Annotated in this window: 21 protein-coding genes; 4 read left to right on the top strand and 17 right to left on the bottom strand. The window is 70.4% G+C overall.

Features of this window, described 5'->3' with window-relative positions; genetic code table 11:
• Nucleotides 1-7: 7 nt before the first annotated feature.
• A complete protein-coding gene (locus tag AB0E94_RS29780; protein WP_360332681.1) occupies nucleotides 8-640 on the bottom strand; it encodes an acVLRF1 family peptidyl-tRNA hydrolase in 633 nt (210 codons plus the stop codon).
• A 170-nt stretch (nucleotides 641-810) separates the two neighbouring features.
• On the opposite strand from AB0E94_RS29780, the gene AB0E94_RS29785 reads away from it, so the two are divergent.
• Nucleotides 811-1,533: a DNA alkylation repair protein gene (locus AB0E94_RS29785; RefSeq protein WP_360332684.1), complete on the top strand. Its 723-nt coding sequence runs from the start codon at nucleotides 811-813 to the stop codon at nucleotides 1,531-1,533.
• A 10-nt stretch (nucleotides 1,534-1,543) separates the two neighbouring features.
• Here the strand turns inward: AB0E94_RS29785 and AB0E94_RS29790 are convergent, their stop codons facing one another.
• A complete protein-coding gene (locus AB0E94_RS29790; RefSeq protein ID WP_360332687.1) occupies nucleotides 1,544-2,143 on the bottom strand; it encodes a LysE family transporter in 600 nt (199 codons plus the stop codon).
• Between the two features lie 697 nt (nucleotides 2,144-2,840).
• On the opposite strand from AB0E94_RS29790, the gene AB0E94_RS29795 reads away from it, so the two are divergent.
• From AB0E94_RS29795 to AB0E94_RS29805, 3 genes are all read left to right on the top strand, one after another.
• Nucleotides 2,841-3,524, top strand: a complete 684-nt coding sequence (locus AB0E94_RS29795; RefSeq protein WP_360332690.1) for a histidine phosphatase family protein — start codon at nucleotides 2,841-2,843, stop codon at nucleotides 3,522-3,524.
• A gap of 61 nt (nucleotides 3,525-3,585) precedes the next feature.
• Entirely contained in the window at nucleotides 3,586-4,872 is a 1,287-nt protein-coding gene (locus tag AB0E94_RS29800) for an MFS transporter (protein ID WP_360332693.1), read from the top strand.
• A 74-nt stretch (nucleotides 4,873-4,946) separates the two neighbouring features.
• Nucleotides 4,947-5,696, top strand: a complete 750-nt coding sequence (locus AB0E94_RS29805) for an alpha/beta fold hydrolase (protein ID WP_360332696.1) — start codon at nucleotides 4,947-4,949, stop codon at nucleotides 5,694-5,696.
• Here the strand turns inward: AB0E94_RS29805 and AB0E94_RS29810 are convergent.
• From AB0E94_RS29810 to AB0E94_RS29880, 15 genes are all read right to left on the bottom strand, one after another.
• On the bottom strand, nucleotides 5,665-6,525 hold the full coding sequence (locus AB0E94_RS29810) for an LLM class flavin-dependent oxidoreductase (RefSeq protein WP_360332699.1): 861 nt from the start codon (nucleotides 6,523-6,525) through the stop codon (nucleotides 5,665-5,667). The two genes, AB0E94_RS29805 and AB0E94_RS29810, sit on opposite strands and share 32 nt — an antisense overlap.
• Nucleotides 6,522-8,096, bottom strand: a complete 1,575-nt coding sequence (locus AB0E94_RS29815) for a glycosyltransferase (protein ID WP_360332702.1) — start codon at nucleotides 8,094-8,096, stop codon at nucleotides 6,522-6,524. The genes AB0E94_RS29810 and AB0E94_RS29815 overlap by 4 nt, the downstream gene beginning before the upstream one ends.
• The gene (locus tag AB0E94_RS29820) at nucleotides 8,077-8,856 is read right to left on the bottom strand and encodes an inositol monophosphatase family protein (protein WP_360332705.1); all 780 of its coding nucleotides are present in this window, start codon (nucleotides 8,854-8,856) and stop codon (nucleotides 8,077-8,079) included. Before AB0E94_RS29820 ends, AB0E94_RS29815 begins: the two co-directional genes overlap by 20 nt.
• A complete protein-coding gene (locus tag AB0E94_RS29825; RefSeq protein WP_360332708.1) occupies nucleotides 8,853-9,938 on the bottom strand; it encodes a glycosyltransferase in 1,086 nt (361 codons plus the stop codon). The genes AB0E94_RS29820 and AB0E94_RS29825 overlap by 4 nt, the downstream gene beginning before the upstream one ends.
• Nucleotides 9,931-10,995: an alcohol dehydrogenase catalytic domain-containing protein gene (locus tag AB0E94_RS29830; RefSeq protein ID WP_360332711.1), complete on the bottom strand. Its 1,065-nt coding sequence runs from the start codon at nucleotides 10,993-10,995 to the stop codon at nucleotides 9,931-9,933. Before AB0E94_RS29830 ends, AB0E94_RS29825 begins: the two co-directional genes overlap by 8 nt.
• A complete protein-coding gene (locus AB0E94_RS29835) occupies nucleotides 10,992-12,245 on the bottom strand; it encodes an aspartate aminotransferase family protein (RefSeq protein ID WP_360332714.1) in 1,254 nt (417 codons plus the stop codon). The genes AB0E94_RS29830 and AB0E94_RS29835 overlap by 4 nt, the downstream gene beginning before the upstream one ends.
• Nucleotides 12,246-12,471: 226 nt before the next feature.
• Nucleotides 12,472-13,227, bottom strand: coding sequence for a maleylpyruvate isomerase family mycothiol-dependent enzyme (locus AB0E94_RS29840; protein ID WP_360332717.1), 756 nt, complete (start codon nucleotides 13,225-13,227; stop codon nucleotides 12,472-12,474).
• A gap of 79 nt (nucleotides 13,228-13,306) precedes the next feature.
• A complete protein-coding gene (locus AB0E94_RS29845; RefSeq protein ID WP_360332872.1) occupies nucleotides 13,307-13,672 on the bottom strand; it encodes a metal-sulfur cluster assembly factor in 366 nt (121 codons plus the stop codon).
• A 200-nt stretch (nucleotides 13,673-13,872) separates the two neighbouring features.
• Nucleotides 13,873-14,328 carry a Fe-S cluster assembly sulfur transfer protein SufU gene (gene sufU, locus AB0E94_RS29850; protein WP_360332720.1) on the bottom strand — a complete coding sequence of 152 codons (456 nt, stop codon included), beginning with the start codon at nucleotides 14,326-14,328 and terminating at the stop codon, nucleotides 13,873-13,875.
• Nucleotides 14,328-15,557 (bottom strand): cysteine desulfurase, encoded by a 1,230-nt coding sequence (locus AB0E94_RS29855; protein WP_360332722.1) that lies wholly within the window; start codon nucleotides 15,555-15,557, stop codon nucleotides 14,328-14,330. Before AB0E94_RS29855 ends, sufU begins: the two co-directional genes overlap by 1 nt.
• A 10-nt stretch (nucleotides 15,558-15,567) precedes the next feature.
• Nucleotides 15,568-16,326 (bottom strand): Fe-S cluster assembly ATPase SufC, encoded by a 759-nt coding sequence (gene sufC / locus AB0E94_RS29860; RefSeq protein WP_360332724.1) that lies wholly within the window; start codon nucleotides 16,324-16,326, stop codon nucleotides 15,568-15,570.
• Nucleotides 16,323-16,655, bottom strand: coding sequence for a non-heme iron oxygenase ferredoxin subunit (locus tag AB0E94_RS29865; protein WP_360332727.1), 333 nt, complete (start codon nucleotides 16,653-16,655; stop codon nucleotides 16,323-16,325). The genes sufC and AB0E94_RS29865 overlap by 4 nt, the downstream gene beginning before the upstream one ends.
• A complete protein-coding gene (gene sufD, locus AB0E94_RS29870) occupies nucleotides 16,656-17,783 on the bottom strand; it encodes a Fe-S cluster assembly protein SufD (protein ID WP_360332730.1) in 1,128 nt (375 codons plus the stop codon).
• 46 nt (nucleotides 17,784-17,829) lie between these two features.
• Entirely contained in the window at nucleotides 17,830-19,251 is a 1,422-nt protein-coding gene (sufB, locus tag AB0E94_RS29875; RefSeq protein WP_360332733.1) for a Fe-S cluster assembly protein SufB, read from the bottom strand.
• On the bottom strand, nucleotides 19,248-19,973 hold the full coding sequence (locus tag AB0E94_RS29880) for a transcriptional regulator (RefSeq protein WP_360332736.1): 726 nt from the start codon (nucleotides 19,971-19,973) through the stop codon (nucleotides 19,248-19,250). The genes sufB and AB0E94_RS29880 overlap by 4 nt, the downstream gene beginning before the upstream one ends.
• Nucleotides 19,974-20,077 lie beyond the last annotated feature (104 nt).

Genomic DNA, 20,077 nt, shown 5'->3' on the forward strand with positions numbered 1-20,077 from the left:
GGCCCGGTCAGGGCTCCCGGATCAGGATCGGCACGGCACGGGCCGCGGCCACTGCGGACACCAGGACCGCATGCCGCGGCTCCGGCACGTCGAGCATCCTTCCGGTACGCAACGCGGCCACCGCCGCCAGCTGAGGCGCGGACAGGATCGCGTCCACAGCGGAACGATCACCGCCTGCGACCAGTGCGGCCAGTGACCGTACCTCCGGAAGAAGGATCCGGCCGACGATCCCGGCCCCGTCCGCCGACGCCGCTTTCGCCTGGTTGTCGCGGCGGCGCGCGAAGCGCTGCTGCGACCAGCCACCCGCCGCCGTCCGGCCCTGCACGTAGTGGGTGTCCACCTTGGACGTCACCAGTTCGGTTCCGTCGGCGATCCCGACGGCGACCGCGCCCTTGCGCGCCAGCAGCAGCCCCAGCCTCCGCGGCGCACGCGCCGCTTCGATCAGCTCGGCCAAGGCCGAGACGGGCAGGACACCCGGTGGCTCGTGCAGCGTCGCCGACGCACCGTCCGAGCCGATCACCGTCAGACCCTCTTCGGTGTACGACCCATGGCGCGCACCGAAGTTCTCCAGCCATCGAGGCAGTCGCTCCGGAGCTACGTCGACCCACTTCCCGCCGCCGGCGGCCGCGCGTTCCCCCACGTCACCACCCTACGGCGAAGGGCCGCCCGTCATCACCGTCACCCTACGACCGTTCATCCGCTCTCCACTCCCCCGCATGCGCCCTCCGCCGCTCGTCTCGCCTGTGTCCGGCATTCTCCCCCTCCGCTCGGGCGCCGGAATTTGTCGGACCCTGGTGGGAGGATGCGGGGATGAGTGACCTCGGGACGGCTCCCGGCGGCGCGGCTCCCGCTGACCAGCGGGTTGGCACGGTTCTCGTCGGCCGGCTGGCTGATGCGTTCGAGGAGGCCCGTGATCCGGAGCGGGCCGTCGGCATGGCCGCCTACATGCGCGATCAGTTCCCGTTCCTCGGTCTGACCAGCGCGGTCCGCCGCAGCCGGGCCAAGGTCGCCCTGGCCGGCCTGCCGAAACCGGCCGAGGCTGACCTGCGCGAGGTGGCCCTGGCGTGCTGGGCGCGTGACGGGCGGGAGTTCCAGCAGTTCGCCTGCGACTACCTGACCACTCACGTCAAGGTCGCCGGGCCGGCTTTCCTCGACACCACGGCCGAGCTGATCACCACGAAGTCCTGGTGGGACACAGTGGACCCACTCGCGACCCGGGTGGTCGCCGGCCTGGTCCGCCAGCACCCGGCCCTGACCGCCCGGATGGACGAGTGGTCCGAGACGGCGAACATGTGGCTGGTCCGCACCGCGATCCTGCACCAGTTGCACTACCGCGAGGCGACCGACACCGATCGCCTGTTCGGTTATTGCGCCCGCCAGGCCGGTCACCGCGACTTCTTCGTCCGCAAGGCGATCGGCTGGGCGCTACGCCAGCACGCCCGGACCGATCCCGAAGCGGTCCGCGCTTTCCTCGCCACCCATGCCGACACGCTGTCTCCGCTGTCGATCAGGGAGGCCGCAAAGCACCTGTAGACACCCCGCGTCAGGTCGTCAGCAGACGTAGGGCCAGGACCGCGATCACCAGGCTGGAGACGAGTGCGGTGATCAGGCGGCCCCGGTCGCTGGTCAGGGTGCGCCCGATCAGGGAACCGCCGCCGGCGATCAGCAGTTGCCAACTCGCCGAGGCGAGAAAGGCGCCGGTCACGAACCAGACGCCGCCTCCGGCGCCGCCGCTGGCGAGCACCAGGGCCGCGAAGTAGATCACGGTGGCCGGGTTGAGCAAGGTCAGGGCCAGGATCCCGGCGTACGCACGGAGCGCCGTCGCCGGACGCTCGGCCCGTTCCGTGACACCGGGCCGGCGGACGGCTCCCCACGCGGTCCATCCGGCCAGTGCCAGCAGGACCGCGGCGCCGAACCAGCGCAGCGGCGTCTCCACCGGTGCGATGATCCCGGCCACCGCCGCTCCCCCGGCCACCGCGACCAGCGCATAGATGCCGTCGGCGGTGGCCGCGCCCATTCCGGCGGCCGCGCCGATCCGCAGTGACGTTCGAGCGCTGAGCCCGGCGATCAGGACACCGATGGCGCCGACGGGCACAGCGATGCCATAACCGGCGACCACGCCGGCCAGGAACGCCCCGCTCATGACCGCTGCCGGAGACCCGCCGTTCGGTAGGCGGCCGTCTGCTGTCGCACGGCCCGATCGGCCACAGCGACAGGGACGGCGAAGTACGGCTTCAACTCGGTCACGCCCACATCCTGTTCCCCGCAGTCCCCACCGAGCCACCGATTTTCAGCGGGGCCTGAACGCCGCACTCGCTTGGCAGCCCGGCAGTGAGGCGGATGCGTCGGCCGTTGTCCAGGAACCATGGACGCACACGATGACCGTTCGCGTGCGCTGGTCGCCGCCAGGGCGATGGTCAGCGCACACGATCGGCCATTGTGTGCGCTGATCGTCGCGGTCGGCGTCGACTGTGTGATTCCATCGCCGCTACCGACAGGACCGTGTGCGTTCATCGCCGCTACCGGGCATCTCGTTCGCCCCTGAGGCTGGGGGTTCGGCGGCCGGCAGCGGGCGGTGGGCGACAAGGACGGCGGGCGTGGGTGGCGGGCAGCCGACGCGGGTAGCCGGTGACGGGCCTGGGTGGCGGGCAGCCGACGCGGGTAGCCGGTGACGGGGGCAGGTGGCCGGTGGCGCGGGCAGGTGGCGGGCCGCGGTCGCAGGTGGCGGGCCGCGGGTGGCCGGTGGCGGCGGCGGACGGTGGCGGGGTTGTTGATCACTGGAGGTTTGGGGGTGGTTTCTGAGCGTGACCGGAAGGCCGTCCAATCGGTAGGGTCGGATCATGGTCGCTGAGCTGATTCTGGTCCGGCACGGGCAGAGCCTCGCCAATGTCGCCTTCCCCGCCGCCGACGCGGAAGGGCTGATGGAGGCGGTCGTCAGCGGCCGCGACGCCGACGTCCCACTGACCGCGACGGGCGAGGAGCAGGCCGCCGCCGTGGGCCGCTGGCTGGCCGCCCGCCCAGAGGAGCGCCGCCCACAGGTGGTGATCACCTCACCGTACCTGCGGGCCCGGGAGACCTGGCGGATAGCCGCCGACGGTCTGGATCTGCCGGCCCCGACCACGGACGACCGTCTCGTCGACCGTCTGATGGGCGAGCTGGAGCTGCTGACCAGGGCCGCGGTGGCCGCACGTTTCCCGGGCGAGGCGGCACGGCGGGCGCAGGCGGGTGAGTTCGAGTACACCCCTCCGGGTGGGGAGTCGTTCGCCGACATCGCGGTTCGCCTGACGTCCTTTCTGGACGATCTGCACGCCGGTCATCCGGGTGAGCGGGTGATCGTCGTCGCGCACGATTCGGTGGTGCTGATGATGAGGGCCGTCATCGAGCGGCTGGACTGGGCTGAGGTGATCGCTGTGGAGAAGAGTTCGGGAAATGTGCGCAACGCCTCGATAACTCGTTTCGACGGCTCTTCGGGCGTGCTCAAGCTGGACCGATACAACGTGATCGACCATCTGACGCCGGCCTGACACCCGTCGAGACATCGATGACTGTCTTGCTTTGGATCGCCGGGAAAATTAGGTTCGGTCAGTGCCCGTCGCCATTTCCTCCCGCGGGCCGGCCCGCCCGCCCGTCACGGTGAACCGTCAGCTGGGCGCTCTTCTCACCGCCGAGGCGCTCTCCATGCTCGGCAGCCGGATCACCTTCGTGGCCGTACCGTGGCTGGTTCTGACCACGCAGGATTCCGCGCTGCTGGCCGGCCTGGCCGGACTCGCCGAAATGCTGCCGTATGTGCTGGCCGGCCTGATCGGTGGCCCGATCGTGGACCGGGTCGGGCCGCGCCCGACCGCGGTGGCCGCGGACACCGCGAGTGTTCTCGCGGTCGCCGGCATTCCGCTCGTCGCCCACTGGGAGCTGAGCGCCCTGCTGCCGCTGATCGCGCTGGCCGGGGCGCTGCGCGGGTTCGGTGACGCGGCGAAACGGGCGCTGCTGCCACGGACGATCGCGGCCGCCGGGCTGTCCACCGAACGCGGCACCGCGATGTACGACGGTGTCTGCCGGGCGTCGACGCTGGTCGGGCTGCCGCTGGCGGGAGTGCTGATCGCCGCGTTCGGGCCGGCGACGGTGTTGCTCTTCGACGCGTTGTCGTTCGCGGCGAGCGCGATCATCATCGGGTTGCTGGTGCGGGTCGGCTGCGCCGACGCCGCGGCGCTGGCCGAGAGCGAGCGGCAGGGGTACGCGGACGCCCTGCGCGACGGTTTCCGCTGGGTACGTTCGGACCGGCTGATGCTGGGGATCATGTCCATGCTGTTCGCCACGAACATGTTCGACCAGGCGTTCGCGACCGTGTTCGTGCCGGTGTGGGTGCGCGAGGGCCCGCACGGGCCGGCCGCGCTGGGGGTGATCGGCACCGCGTTCGGTCTCGGCGCGGTGGCCGGCAACATCCTGTACACGGTGGCCGCCCCGCGGTGGCCACGGCGGATGACGTTCGGTATCTGTTTCTTCCTCGGCGGCCCGGCGCAACTTCTCGCGCTGGCGTTCACCGATCGGATGTGGACGGTCCTGGTGACGGCGGCGCTGGCGGGCGCGCTGATGTCGACCGTCAACCCGATCCTGATGGCCGAGGTGTACCGCCGGATCCCGGTGCACCTCCAGGGCCGGGTGATCAGTGTGCTGATCGCGGTGTCGTGGGCGGGCATCCCGTTCGGCGGTGTGGTCGGCGGCTGGGCGACGGACCGGTTCGGTCTGCAGAACGCCGCCCTGATCGCCGCGGTCGGCTATCTGGCGGTCACCGTCTCCCCGTTCCTCTTCCCGGCCTGGCGGGAGCTCGACGCCCGCCCACGCTCGGAGGCGAAACCGGCGATGGCCACCGCCTGAGGAGACGCCCGGCAAGATCCAGAACTTCGAAAACCGGATGTGGTACGCCGTACGCGCGGGCTACGGTCGCGTCGATGACTCTTGACTTTGACGTGACCGGCGATGGCCCGGCCGTGCTTCTGCTGCATTCGACCGTCTGCGACCGCCGCATGTGGGATCCCCAGGTGGCGGCACTGTCCGCGGCCGGCCACCGGGTGGTGCGCCTGGATCTCGTCGGCCACGGTGGCACCCCGGTGCCGCCCGGCCGGTTCGACGAGGCAGGTGAGGCGGCCGGGCTCCTCGACCGGCTCGGCATCGACGAGCTGGCCCTGGTCGGCGCGTCCGGTGGCGGCCGGCTGGCGCTGGAGTTCGCCGCCCGCTGGCCGGACCGGGTGACCGCGCTGGCCCTGCTCTGCACCGCGCTGCGCGGCCACCCGGCCGGCCCCGAACTGGAGGCGTTCGACGAGCGCGAGGAGGCGCTGCTGGAGGCTGGTGACGTGGCCGGCGCCGTCGACCTGAACGTGGATCTGTGGCTCGGCCCGGAGGCCGGCGACGCGACCCGGGAGCTGGTCCGGACGATGCAGCGGCACGCGTTCGACGTGCAGCTCGCCGCCGAGGACGTGCCCTACGAGCCGGTCCGCACCGAGCCTGACCTGTCCCGGATCACCGCGCCCACGCTGCTGGTGACCGGCGCCCACGACCTGCCCGACTTCCGGGAGATCGCCCTGCACCTGGCCGGTGTGCTGCCGAAGGCCCGGCACGTGGAGCTGGACTGGGCCGGTCACCTGCCGAGCCTGGAACGCCCCGAGGCGGTCAACGAGCTGCTGCGGGAGTTCCTCGCCTGACCGCGGCGACGGCGGCGGCGAACCGCACGAACCCCTCCGGGTCGGGATCGTCCGGGGCCGGTTGCAGGACCACCGTGTCCGCGCCGGCGCCGGCCCACCGCTCGACCTGTTCGGCGACCGCGTCGACGTCACCGGTGACGGCCCGGTCCTCGATGGTGTCGTAGCCCCAGCGGACCCGTTCCCCCTCCAGCCGTTCGGCGGAGCCGGGGCCGGTCGCCGTGTGCAGGTAGACGACGAGCGGGGTGTCGCCGATGACGGTGCGCGCCGACCGTACGTCATCGGGGGTGTTGCCCGCGCTGATGATGACGCCGTCGCCGATCTCGCCGGCCAGACGCAGGGTCTTCGGGCCGGAGGCCCCGACCAGGACGGGCGCCGCCGCGGCCGGCGGCCAGTCCAGGGCGACGCCGTCGAGATGCACGTAGCGGCCGTCGACGGTCACCCGCTCGCCGGCGAGCAGCTGCCGCAACGCCGTGACGTGCTCGCGGAGCAGCGTCATCGGCGAGGCGACGCGGGCGCCGACCTGGCCCATCCAGTCCTGCACGCCGTGGCCGACGCCGATGTGCGCCCGGCCCGGGAAGAGCCGGTGCAGGGTGGCCAGCTCCATCGCGGCGATCGCCACGTTGCGCAGCGGCACCGGGAGCAGGCCGACCCCGACCTTGAGCCGGCCGCTCCAGGCGAGCGCCGCCGCCATGGTGGCGACGCCGCTGGTCAGGAAGCAGTCCTCCCACAGCCACAGCTCGTCGAGCCCGGACTCGTCGGCGGCCTCGACGACGCCACGCAGGCGTTCCGGTGGCAGCTGCGGCAGGGCGATCGCTCCTAGAACGGTCACGCTGGGACCCTCTCCTGATCGGTGATCCGCCGGTACAACTCATCCGGTGACAGGTTCGCGTACCAGGGGGTGACCGGGCGGCGTTCGTACCGTTCCATGCCTACCAGGAATGCCAGCACATATCCCGTCCCCAGGCTGAGGAACGCGGCCGACCACGCCGCGATGACCACGTGCTCACCCTGGATCAGCCGGAGCACCGCGAATCCGAGCGCGGACACCTCGGCCAGCGCGAACACCCGGTAGGCCCACTTCAGCCGGGCGTCGGCGCCGCGCCGCGCCCGCTTGTCGGTCACCCCGAACTGCCGTTCCCCGAAGACCGCCGCGGGCAGGGCGGCCAGCATCGGCAGCGTGTCGGCGACGGCGAACGCCTCGCTGTGCAGCATGTGGTAGTGCCCGCGCCCGAACCGGACGACGGTCCAGATCGAGAAGATCGTGAAACCGAGAAAGGCAAACCCATAGATGGCGTACGGTCCACGCACCGGCGCCACCCCGGTGGTGAGCGCCGCGATCGGAACGAGCAGGTAGAGCAGCCGGTTCAGGCCCTGGAAGTGCGCGACCACGGCGCTCAGGTAGTTGAGCCGCTGCCGCCAGGTCAGCCCGCGCACCACGAGCGGCGAGTCGGGGTGCCGCAGCAGCAGGTGCAGGCTGCCGATCGCCCAGCGCCGCCGGGTCCCGTAGTACTGCCGCAGGTTGTTGACCTCCAGCCCGTAGGCGAGCGGCTCCTCCAGGTAGACCGACTTCCACCCGCGGGCGTGCAGCCGCAGGGACGTGTGGATGTCCTCGGTGGACGTGTCCTCGGCGAACCCGCCGGCCTCGTCGAGCGCGGCCCGCCGCAGCATCGCCGACGTGCCGGTGTAGATGGCGCTGTTCGCGCTGTTCTTGGTCGGCTGCACCCCGCCGTAGAACATCTCCTGCTCGTGCCAGCCACCGTCCCGCCCGTGCCGGCGGCGGAAGGTGAACGACTCGGTGTTGTAGAACGACTGCGGCGACTGGACGATCGCCACCTCCGGGTCGTCGAAGTAGCCGAGGGTGCGCTCGATGAACCCGGGCAGCGGGATGTGGTCGGCGTCCAGGGTGACCACGAACTCGGCGTCGCTCACACCCAGCCCGTGGTTGAGGTTGCCGGCCTTGGCGCCCGCGCTGGTGGCCCGGGGCAGGTAGCGGGCGCCGAGCCGGTCGGCCATCGCCCGCACCTCGGGGCGGCTGCCGTCGTCCAGGACGATCACGTCACGGACGCCGCGGACCCGCAGCGCGCCGATCACCGTGGGTTCGAGCACCGGCGCCGGCTCGTTGACGGTGGGGATCAGGATGTCGACGGTCCGGGTGACCGCCCCGCTCACGGTCCGCGGAACCGGGCGGGTGCGGCGGCGCAGCGAGATCACGAAGATCGTGGTGGTGGCGACCGCGAACATCTCGGCGGCCCAGGCGACCGGCCCGTACCAGACGGCCCAGTTGACGACCGCGGTCCGCCAGATCACGAAGACCGGGGCCAGGGTCAGGAAGACGGCGAAGAGGATCGGCAGATGCGGCGGGTCGCGGTCGGCGACCTGCTCAACGCGGTACGGAGACACGCATGGTCCTTTCGAGTCCAGGGTGGAGTGCGGGCCCCGCCGCGAGCACTCCGGAGCCCAGCCGGGTGACGGTGGCGCCCGCCTCGGCGGCGATGAGTTCCCCGGCCGCGAAGTCCCAGGGGGCCAGCTCGTCCTCGTAGTAGGCGTCGCAGCGGCCGGCGGCTAGCCAGCACAACTCCAGGGCGGCGCTGCCGTGGCTGCGGATGTCGCGCACCAGGGGCAGCAGCCCGGCGAGGATCCGCGCCTGTCTGGCCCGTGCTTCAGGGGTGTAGGCGAAACCGGTCGTGACGAGGGCACGGTCGAGGGGCACCGGATCGTTGACCCGGATCGGGAGATTGTTGAGCCGGGAGCCGAGGCCCCTGATCGCGGTGAACGTCTCGGAACGGTAGGGGTCGTGGACGACTCCGACGACGGCCCGCCAGGACCCGTCGGGGAGCTGTTCCTCCGCCGCGACACTCACGGTGACGTGCGGTGACCCGTACAGCAGATTGGTTGTGCCGTCGACCGGATCGACCACCCACCTGATGCCGGACGTCCCCGCCTGCGCCGTGCCCTCCTCGCCGAGAAGGCCGTCGTGCGGCCGTGCGGCCGCGAGGCAGGCGGTGACAGCCGCCTCGCTCGCGAGATCGATTTCGGTCACCGGATCGGTGGGGCTGGACTTGTGGCCGGCTGCCCGGACGGTCCCGGCGGCCCGGATCACCCACCCGCCGTCACGCGCGGCGGCCACCGCGACGTCGAGCAGCGCCTCCGGGGAGGTCATCCGGCGCTCACCCGGCGCACCTCGGCGAGGACCCTTTCGCGGTAGGGGCCGGGCAGCGCGCCGATCGGTTCGAGCACGAGGCTCCGGTCGACGCTGCCGTCCTCGTAGGGCAGGGCCAGCCCGACCAGCGGCAGGACCTCGACGTCGGCGGCGGTGGCCGGCAGCACCCGGCCGGAATCGGGTGGCACGCCGACGACCAGGTGCGTCCGGCCGTCGACCCGGCCGTGCACGACGGTGAGCCCGCCCGCCGCGCGGCGCAGCGGAAGGTAGTGCGAGTTGGCCTCGAAGTCGCCGAACGCGCACGCCAGCTCGACGTCGAGGCCCGGCCATTTGCGCAGGAAGTAGCGGTAGTTGGGGGCCTCGGTGCGGCGGTTGGCGGCGACGCTGCGCAGGTGGGGCAGGTGCACGCCGAAGAAGTCGCGGCCCATCACGATCGGGGTGCCGCCGGCGGCCACCCGGTACGCCCACTCCAGATCCTCCACCCCGTACCCGTGGAAGCCGGTGTCGAACTCCACGGCCAGGTCGCGGGGCAGGGCGATCAGCGCGGTCCACGCGAACGACCACGGGATCACGTGCTCCGCGGTCATCCGGGGGTCCTGCCCGGCCGTCCCGGTCGCCTGGAGGTCGTCGAGGATCTTGCGATAGTGCTGGTAGGGCTGCACGTCGACGCTCGTCACGTCACCGGTGTTGTTGTCGTAGTCGATCATCTGGCCGACCACGCAGACCCGCTGCCGATAGGCGAAATGCCTGTCCCACAGGTCCTCCAGGCAGCGGGACGGCAGCGCCATGTCGACGTCCATCAGCACCACCACCTCGCCGGTGGCCTGCCGCAGCGCCAGGTTGCGGGCGTACCCGACCTGCCAGGGCCGCGCCGAGGCGACCGTGACGATGTCGAGCCGGCCGGCGAACTCCCGGCACACCTCCGCGTGCCCGCCGTCGTACTCGCCGTCGTCGAGCACTCCGAGCACCACCTCGAAGTCGCCGGGCGGCAGTGTCTGGTCGGCCAGCGCGGCGAGGGCCAGGCGCAGGTTGGCGGCCCGCTTCCGGTACGGGATGACGACGCTGAACCGGCGCTCACTCATCGCCGCCGCCCGGACTGATCAGCACCTTGCAGCTGGCCTGATCGGCCGGACCGAACCGGCGCTCGCCGATGTCGCAGCCCAGCGCCGCGAACCCGGTGGCGAACTCGTCGAGCGGGACCACGTGGCTGACCAGCCGTTCGGCCGGCACCCGGCCGGTGGTGATCAGGTGGAACGCCTCGTCGAACGAGCCGGGCAGCGAGTCGATCGAGCCGATCACCGACAGGCTACGGTCGGCCAGCAGCATGGTGTCGATCGACGCGACCCGTTCCTTGAGACCTATCGACATGTACGTCCCACCCGGCGCCATCTGCGGAAAGAGGTCCTCCAGCAGTGCCGACGTGGTGTCGACGACGATGTCGAGGGGCGCGGCCGGGTCGTTGAAGTACTTGCCGCGGGCCTCCTCCAGGGACGCGTAGGCGGCGGTGCCGTCGGGCAGCCGGTCCCGGGCGAACTCCAGCCGGGCCGCCGAGTGCTCGATCAGCACCGGGGTCAGGCCCTTGAGCGACAACACCCAGGTGTAGAGCAGGCCGAGCGGCCCGGCCCCGAAGACGTAGGTGAACGCGGCCAGCGACGGCGGCTGCAGCTTGCGGGCGCCGGCGACGACGCAGCTCAGCGGCTCGGTGAGGGCGGCCGCCCGCAGCGACACGTCATCCGGCACGCGGTGCACGAACGCCGACGTGGTCCGGTACCGACCGGCGTAGGCCCCGTCGTAGCTGACGCCGCACTCGGTGCCGTGTTTGCCGACGCAGTGGTTGATCCGCTGGGTTCGGCACATCCGGCAGCGGCCGCAGTACGGCGTCGGGTTGATCACCACCCGGTCCCCGACGGCGACCGAGGTGACTGCCGGGCCGGTCTCGGCGATGATGCCGCTGGCCTCGTGGCCGAGGGTGACGCCGGGAACCGCCACCGGGTAGGAGCCGGAGACGATGCCCAGGTCGGTGCCGCACACACCGCAGAACCTGATGTCGACGACCACGTCGTCGGGGCCGGTCACGTGCAGGTCGGGGACCTCGCTGAGCTCGACGTCCCAGGGGCCTCGGTACTTGAGCGCTTTCACGGCCGGGTGACCTCCCTCTGATAGGAGCGCAGGGTCTCGTGCAGGCGGGCGAGCAGATCGTCGACCTGCTCGGGGGTGATGATCAGCGGCGGCCGGACCTTGACGGTCCGGCCGAAGCCGTAGCGGCTGCCGCGCAGGAGGAGGCCGTGCCGCCGGCCCAGGGCGATGAACTGCGCGACGTCGACGCTGGTCGGCAGGTCGAACGCCTGCATCAGGCCGACCCCGCGGACGCCTGTCATCTCCCGGAAGGTCCGGGACAGGGCGAGCAGGCCACGTTGCAACAGGTCGCCGGCGACCCGCACCCCGTCGAGCACCCGGTGGCCGCGGAGGTAGCGGATCGTCTCCTCCAGCGCGACCAGCGCCAGCGGGTTGGCGCCGGAGGTGCTGGAGTGCTCCCACGGCTCCAGGACATCGAGCTCCGGCCGCATCAGCACACCCGCGACCGGGATGCCGACGCCTCCGGCGCCCTTGGCGAAGGTGATGACGTCGGGGCGCAGCGCCGCGGCATATCCGGTGGAGGCGAAGAACGATCCGGTACGCCCGAAGCCGGTCTGCACCTCGTCGGCGATGATCAGGACACCCAGCCGGTCGCAGGTCTCGCGGAGCACCGAATACCACTCCGGGGGCGGGACGATGTTGCCGCCGTTGCCCATGATCGGCTCGACGACCACCGCCGCCACCCGGCCGCTCGACGCGAACTCCACGAAGTCCTCCAGCCGCCGCGCGCAGAGCATCGCGCAGCTGCCGGGGGTCTGGCCGTAGAAGCAGTTGGCACAGTCCGGGCCGGGCATCTTGACCGAGTGCGGGAACGGCAGCGAGAAACTGCGCTGCCGGAAGGCGTTGCCGGACACCCCGGTGGTGCCGACGGTCTGCCCGTGGTGGGACAGGAACAGCGAGACGATGTCGGATCGGCCGGTCGCCTTCTGCACGATCCGGATCGCGGCCTCGTTGGCGCCCGAGCCGGTGATGTCACGGAACCAGAACGCGCCGATGTGCTCGGGCAGATCATCGCGCATCAGGTCGAAGATCTCCGCCGACCGGGAACGCGTGAAATCGGAGGAGAGATGCGCCGTCCGGTCGAGCTGAGCGTGCAGCGCCTCGATGATCTCCGGCGCCGAATAGCCGAGCGAGACGTTGAACGTGCCGGACGCGCAGTCGATGAATCGTTCGCCACGGACGTGCAGGTAGATCCCGTCCCCGACGTAGTCCGGCAGACCGGTGACCGGTCTGGAGACGATGCTCGAACTCATTTCTCGCCTTTCCGCGTCGTATTTCCTGGACTGCGATCCACAGTGGGCAATCGCAGTGATACGCGTCAAGACCTGAACCGGTTAAGTGACCTCCGTCAGAGCACTGAGCTGCTGATACAAGTAAATGTGCCGCTCGTCACCGCTAATTAGAAAAGACGGTTAAGTCGCCAACAGGTTTCCGAGATGACAAGCCATAATTGCCGGGTCGTTGCAAAAAAGAATTCGACTAACCCGACTTGCTCCACTCGGTGAGCTGATCGGCGACCGAGCGATCACCGTCGACCCGGACGTCGGCCAGCGGGACACGCCGGTAGAGCGCCAGAACCAGGTCGCTCGCGGTGGCCTGGATCCGGGTGACCGGCTCACCGCTCGCCGGTGGGTCGGCCTTGGCTCCGGACGGGGAGAGATCAAGCGTCCAGGAGGGGCCCTCGATCGCCTGGAACGCCACCCGGGCCGGGCGGTGCGGCCACGCGCCGAGCGAACCCAGGCCGACCTGGAGGAACTCGCTGACCCCGTCGACCGCGACGGCGGCCGGCAGCGGCTCCGCCTTACCGATCGACTCCTGCGCGTCATAGGCGTGCACGGCCGCCTCCTGCACCTGGTGACGGGCGACCGCGGTGGAGGTCAGCGGGGCGTCGGAGGCGCCCCACCACGCCCAGCAGGCAGCGTCGGGGCCGGCGTCGCGCAGGGCCGCCAGCAGCAGCGCGGTCGAGGTGGCCGACCACTCCAGCAGGTCACCGTGTGGCTCGCGGTCACCGAGCTGGCCGGCCGACGGCGGCCCGGACTCGTCACCGGCGGCGACCGCGGCCGCCCAGAAACGGTGCACAGCGCCCAGGTGGGCGACCAGATCGGTGATCGACCAGTCAGGGCAACCGGGGACGGTGACGGACAGGTCCGGGGCGGCGGCCACGGCCTCTCGGAACGCCGCCGACCGGCCCTCGATCAGCGCGAGCAGATCGGAGAACGGCGGTGTCGAAGTCATACCCGGTTTCTATCACCGGGGTACGACAAAGGGCGGCCGCATGATCGCGGACCGCCCCTGTGCCGTACGGAAGACCGGGTCAGACGTTGAAGCCGAGCGCCCGGAGCTGGTCCCGGCCGTCGTCGGTGATCTTGTCGGGGCCCCACGGCGGCAGCCACACCCAGTTGATCCGGAAGTCGTTGACGATCCCGCCGCCCGGGCCGGTCGTCAGCGCCTGCCGGGTCTGGTCCTCGATGACGTCGGTCAGCGGGCAGGCCGCCGAGGTCAGCGTCATGTCGATGGTGACCACGTTGTCGTCGTCCACGTGGGTGCCGTAGACCAGGCCCAGGTCGACGACGTTGATGCCGAGCTCGGGGTCGACGACGTCCTTCATCGCCTCCTCGACGTCCGCGATCGACGCCTTCTTCACGTCGGTCTTCGGCGACTCGGCGGGCGACTCGGCCACCGCCTCGGGCGTCTCGGCCGGAACCGCCTCACCGGACGGCGACGCGGCGACACTCACCGACGGCGTCTCCACCGGGTCGCCGGCCTCAGCCGCGGCGGCCCGCTCGTCGGCCAGCCAGCCCGGCACCTCTTCACCGTCGCCGGGGGCGGCGCCGGAAGCCGGAGCCGTGGCGACGGTCCGGGCCGTGTCCAAAGAATCAGTCATGCCTTCACCTCCGGGCTCACGCCCACGTCCACACCAGCGCGCGCCGCCGCGTCCTTGAACGCCATCCACGGCAGCAGCGCGCACTTAACCCGGGCCGGGAACTTGGCCACCCCGGCGAAGGCGATCCCGTCACCGAGAACCTCCTCGTCCGGTTCGGCCTGGCCGCGGCTCTGCATCAGCTCCACGAACGCGTGGTGGATCTCCGAGGCCGCCGCCGCGTCCTTACCCTCCAGCAGCTCGTGCAACACCGAGGCCGAGGCCTGGCTGATCGAGCAGCCGAGACCGTCGTACGAGATGTCGGTCAGATCGGCCGACACCCGCACGGTGATCTCGTCACCACAGGTGGGGTTGACGTGGTGCGCCTCGCCGTCGAACGGGTCCCGCAGACCGCGCCCGTGCGGGTTCTTGTAGTGGTCGAGGATGATCTCCTGGTACAGACCGTCGAGCAGCATCAGCCGAACACCTTCCGGACCTGGTCGAGCCCACGCGCGAGCGCGTCGATCTCCGCCGTGGTCGTGTAGAGGTAGAACGAGGCCCGGGTCATCGCGGGCACGCTGAACCTCGAGCACACCGGCCGCGCACAGTGGTGCCCGACCCGCACCTCGACGCCGAGCGCGTCCAGAACCTGTCCCACGTCGTGCGGGTGTACCCCGTCGACGCCGAACGACACCGTGCCGCCGCGACCCTCGATCGTGGCGGGACCGAAGATCCGGACGCCCGGCACCGACGAGAGCGCGTCGAGCGCGTACCGCGTGATGGTCTGCTCGTGCTCGTGGACCGCCGCCATGCCGAGCCCGGTCAGATAGCCGACCGCCGCGCCGAGGCCGATGGCCTCGGTGATCGGCGGCGTGCCGGCCTCGAACCGGGCGGGAGGCGCGGCGAAGGTCGTGCCGCCCATGGTGACCGTCTCGATCATCGACCCGCCGGCCAGGAACGGCGGCATCTGGGCGAGCAGATCGAACCGCCCCCACAGGACGCCGATGCCGGTCGGGCCGAGCATCTTGTGGCCGGTGAACGCGATCAGGTCGGCGCCCAGGGTGCCCACCGAGATGGGCAGGTGCGGCACCGACTGCGAGCAGTCCAGCATCAGCAGGGCGCCGACGGCCTTGGCCCGCGCGGCGATCCGTGAGACGTCGTTGACCGTGCCGAGCACGTTGGACATGTGCACCAGCGAGACGATCTTCGTCCGTTCGGTGAGCAGCTCGTCGAGGTTCGACTCGTCGAGACGGCCCTCGTCGGTGATGCCGAACCAGCGCAGGGTCGCGCCGGTCCGCTCGCAGAGCAGCTGCCACGGCACCAGGTTGGAGTGGTGCTCCATCTCGGAGATCACCACCTCGTCACCGGGGCCCAGGCGCAGCATCTGACCCAGCGAGTACGCCGCCAGGTTGATCGCCTCGGTGGAGTTCTTGGTGAACACCACCTCGTCCGGGCCCGCCGCGCCGATGAAGGTCGCGATACGCGCGCGGGCGCCCTCGTAGGCCTCGGTCGACTCGGTGCCGAGCGTGTGCACGGAGCGGGACACGTTGCCGTTGTACCGCTCCTGGTGCGCGCGCATGACGTCGAGCACCTGAACCGGCTTCTGCGAGGTGTTGGCGCTGTCCAGGTAGACCAGCGGGTGGCCGTTGACCTCCCGCTCGAAGATCGGGAAGTCCTTACGGACCCGCTCGACGTCGAAGCTCATCAGTGACCTCTCAGGCCTTGACCAGGAACTTCTTGTAGCCCTCGGCTTCGAGCTGTTCGCCGAGCTCCGGGCCGCCCTCCTCGACGATCCGGCCGCCGACGAACACATGCACGAAGTCCGGCTTGATGTAGCGCAGGATCCGGGTGTAGTGGGTGATCAGCAGGAAGCCGGTCTCCCCGTTCGCCCGGACCCGGTTGACGCCCTCGCTGACGATCTGCAGCGCGTCGATGTCGAGGCCGGAGTCGGTCTCGTCGAGGATCGCCATCTTCGGCTTGAGCAGCTCGAGCTGCATGATCTCGTGCCGCTTCTTCTCACCGCCGGAGAAGCCCTCGTTCACGTTGCGCTGGGCGAACGCGGGGTCCATCTGGAGCTTCTCCATGGCGCCGCGCAGCTCGCCGGCCCAGGTGCGCAGCTTCGGCGCCTCGCCGTCGATCGCGGTCTTCGCGGTACGCAGGAAGTTCGCCACCGACACACCTGGGACCTCGACTGGGTACTGCATGGCGAGGAAGAGGCCGGCCCGGGCCCGCTCGTCGACGCTGAGCTCCAGGATGTCCTGGCCGTCCAGGGTCACCGAGCCGCCGGTGATCTCGTACTTCGGGTGGCCCGCGATGGAGTAGGCGAGCGTTGACTTGCCGGAGCCGTTCGGGCCCATGATGGCGTGCGTCTCGCCCGACTTGATGGTGAGGTCGACCCCGGCGAGGATCGGCTTCAGCTCGCCATCCGGCAGCTTCACCGAAACCTGCAGGTCGCGGATCTCCAGGGTGCTCACGGCTCTACTCCATTGCTAGGTGTCGTCGAAACGTAGATGTGGCCGTCGCGGATCTCGACGGGGTAGACCGCCACCGGGCTGAAGGCGGGCGGTCCGGAAGGCTGACCGGTGCGCAGGTCGAAACGGGAACCGTGCAGCCAGCACTCCAGCGTGCACCCGTCCACCTCCCCCTCGGAGAGCGCCACCGAGGCATGGCTGCACTCGTCGCGGACGGCGTAGAACTGATCGTCGTCGGCGTGGACGACCGCGATCTCGACACCGTCGACCTCCACCTGGAGGGCGGTGCCCTTCGCGACGTCCGACGCCGGGCCGACGTTCTCGAAAGTCATTTACTGACCAGCCTCGACCAGCCGGGCCTCGATCGCGTCGCCGAGCCGCTCCCGCAGCTCCTCGACCGGGATCTTGTTGATCAGCTCGGCGAAGAAGCCGCGGACCACCAGCTTGCGGGCCTCCCCTTCGGGGATGCCGCGGGCCATCAGGTAGAACAACTGCTCGTCATCGAAACGGCCGGTCGCCGAGGCGTGTCCGGCGCCGGCGATCTCGCCGGTCTCGATCTCCAGATTGGGTACGGAGTCAGCCCGCGCCCCATCGGTGAGAAGCAGGTTCCGGTTGATCTCATACGTGTCGGTGCCCGTGGCAGCGGCCCGGATCAGCACGTCGCCGACCCAGACGGTGTGCGCCGACGAGCCCTGGAGCGCGCCGCGGTAACCCACGTAGCTGCGGCAGTCCGGAACCGCGTGGTCGACCAGCTGGCGGTGCTCGTGGTGCTGGCCGGAAGCGGCGAAGTAGACGCCCCACAGCTCGGCGTCGCCGCCGCGCCCCGCGTACTCCACGCTGGTGAACTGCCGGACCAGGTCGCCACCGAGGGTGACCTGCACGTGCTGGACCCGGGCGTCCCGGCCGACCCGGATCTTGACGTGCTGCGCCTGAACCGAGTCGCGGTCCCATTCGGCGAGCGTCACGAAGGTCAGCTGGGCGCTGTCGCCGACCACGACCTCGATGTTGTCGGCCAGGGTGACCGAACCGGTCTGCTCCAGCACGATCGTCGCCTTGGCGAAGGCGCCCACCTTGACGAAGGTGCGCGCGGCCGCGGCCTCGCCACCCTTGCCGACCAGGCGGATGACCACCGGCTCGGCCGGCTCGGCCTCGGGCGCCACCTCGATCACCGTGACGCCGGCGGCCGAGCCGAACGCGAGAGCGCTGACCCGGTCGAACGGGGTGAGCACCGGCTCCACGTCGTCCGCGTCCGACACCGTCACACCGGCGGGCAGGTCGCCGAACTCCAGCGAAGGAGCCGCCCCGCTCAGCGACGTGGCGGTGACCAGGTCACGCAGCCGCTTGAGCGGGGTGAAACGCCAGTCCTCCTCCAGGCCGTCGAGGGCCGGGAAGTCGTTGACGTCGAAGGAGCGCAGCACCTGCGACTTGGTGCTCGGCGGGGCGATGGCCTCGGTAGTCATTTCGTCCTTTAAAGTCCGCGTTCTAAGGGGGATGGCCGGTGGGGTACTAACCCACGGCCCCTTCCATCTGGAGCTCGATGAGGCGGTTCAGCTCCAGCGCGTACTCCATCGGGAGCTCCTTGGCGATCGGCTCGATGAAGCCGCGCACGATCATCGCCATCGCCTCGTCCTCGGTCAGGCCCCGGCTCATCAGGTAGAAGAGCTGGTCCTCACTGACCTTGGAGACGGTCGCCTCGTGGCCCATGTTGACGTCGTCCTCACGGATGTCGACGTACGGGTACGTGTCGGACCGGGAGATCGTGTCGACCAGCAGCGCGTCGCACTTGACCGTGCTCTTCGAGTGCGACGAGCCCTCCAGGACCTGGACCAGGCCGCGGTACGACGTACGCCCGCCGCCCCGGGCGATCGACTTGGAGATGATCGTCGAGGAGGTGTGCGGCGCGGCGTGCACCATCTTGGCGCCGGAGTCCTGGTGCTGGCCCTCGCCGGCCATCGCGATCGACAGGACCTCGCCCTTGGCGTGCGGGCCGGTCATGTAGACGGCCGGGTACTTCATGGTCACCTTGGAGCCGATGTTGCCGTCGATCCACTCCATGGTCGCGCCCTCTTCGCAGGTGGCGCGCTTGGTGACCAGGTTGTACACGTTGTTCGACCAGTTCTGGATGGTCGTGTAACGCACCCGGGCGTTCTTCTTCACGACGATCTCGACGACCGCGGAGTGCAGCGAGTCGGACGAGTAGATCGGCGCCGTGCAGCCCTCGACGTAGTGCACGTAGGAGCCCTCGTCGGCGATGATCAGGGTCCGCTCGAACTGGCCCATGTTCTCCGTGTTGATCCGGAAGTAGGCCTGCAGCGGGATGTCCACGTGCACGCCCTTCGGCACGTAGATGAACGAGCCGCCGGACCAGGTCGCGGTGTTCAGTGCGGCGAACTTGTTGTCGCCGACCGGGATCACCGTGCCGAAGTACTCCTGGAAGATCTCCGGGTGCTCCTTGAGCGCGGTGTCCGTGTCCAGGAAGAGCACACCCTGCTCCTCCAGGTCCTCACGGATCGCGTGGTAGACGACCTCGGACTCGTACTGCGCGGCGACACCGGCGACCAGGCGCTGCTTCTCCGCCTCCGGGATGCCCAGCTTGTCGTACGTCGCCTTGATGTCCTCCGGCAGCTCCTCCCACGAGGTGGCCTGCTTCTCGGTGGAGCGCACGAAGTACTTGATGTTCTGGAAGTCGATGCCGGTGAGGTCGGCGCCCCAGTGCGGCATCGGCTTGCGGTCGAACAGCCGCAGGCCCTTGAGCCGGAGGTTGAGCATCCACTCCGGCTCGCTCTTGAGCGCAGAGATGTTGCGCACCACCGCTTCGGACAGGCCACGCTGCGCGGCGGCGCCGGCGACGTCGGCATCGGCCCAGCCGTACTCGTACTTGCCAAGAGCGGCCAGGTGCTCTTCCTGAGTGACGATCTGGTCAGTCATGTATCTGTCCTAACCGTGTGTTCGGCGTAGTGCGTACTGCGGGCAGGGATGTGCGTGGTGCACACCCCGTCGCCGTGCGCGATGGTGGCGAGGCGCTGCACGTGGGTGCCGATGAGCCGGGAGATGACTTCGGTCTCGGCGTCGCACAGCTGAGGGAACTCGGCAGCCACGTGAGCCACCGGGCAGTGATGTTGGCACAGCTGCCCGCCGGACGCGATCGTCGAGGCGTTGGCAGCGTAGCCCTCGGCGGTCAGCACCTCGGCGAGAGCCTCGGCCCGGGCGATCGGATCGCGGCCGGCCTCCCGCAGGGCCGCCTGGCAGCGCTCCTCGAGGGCCTTGACCTGAGCGGCGGCGAAGGCGGAGACCGCCTCCGGCCCGTGCTGCTGGGAGATCCACCGCAGCGCGGCGGTGGCGATGCCGTCGTAGTGATGCGGGTTCAGATCCTCGCGGGCGGCGGCGGTCAGCACGAACGCCTTGGCCGGGCGGCCACGGCCGCGAGGTTTGTCCTGGCGCAGCTCACGCGTCTCGACGAGCTGCTCGGCGAGCATCGCGTCGAGGTGCTTGCGGATGGCGGCGGGGCTCAGGCCCAGCGCGGCGCCGAGCTCGGCCGCGGTGGTGGCGCCACGCTTGAGCAGCAGCTGCGCGACGCGGTCACGGGTGCGCCCGTCGGCCGCGGCGGCCGGAGCCGTCACGCCGATCTGGATCAGCACCTCGTTTTTCACTACGCCAACGTTACGTATTTCCGCCGACCCCTGCAAACCGGCCCCCGGTGATCCACCCCACCGCCCGCCGGAGCTGCAGAAATCAAGATCAGCAGCGAGCGTAC

The sequence above is a fragment of the Actinoplanes sp. NPDC026670 genome (genome assembly GCF_040638175.1).
Lineage (GTDB): Bacteria > Actinomycetota > Actinomycetes > Mycobacteriales > Micromonosporaceae > Actinoplanes.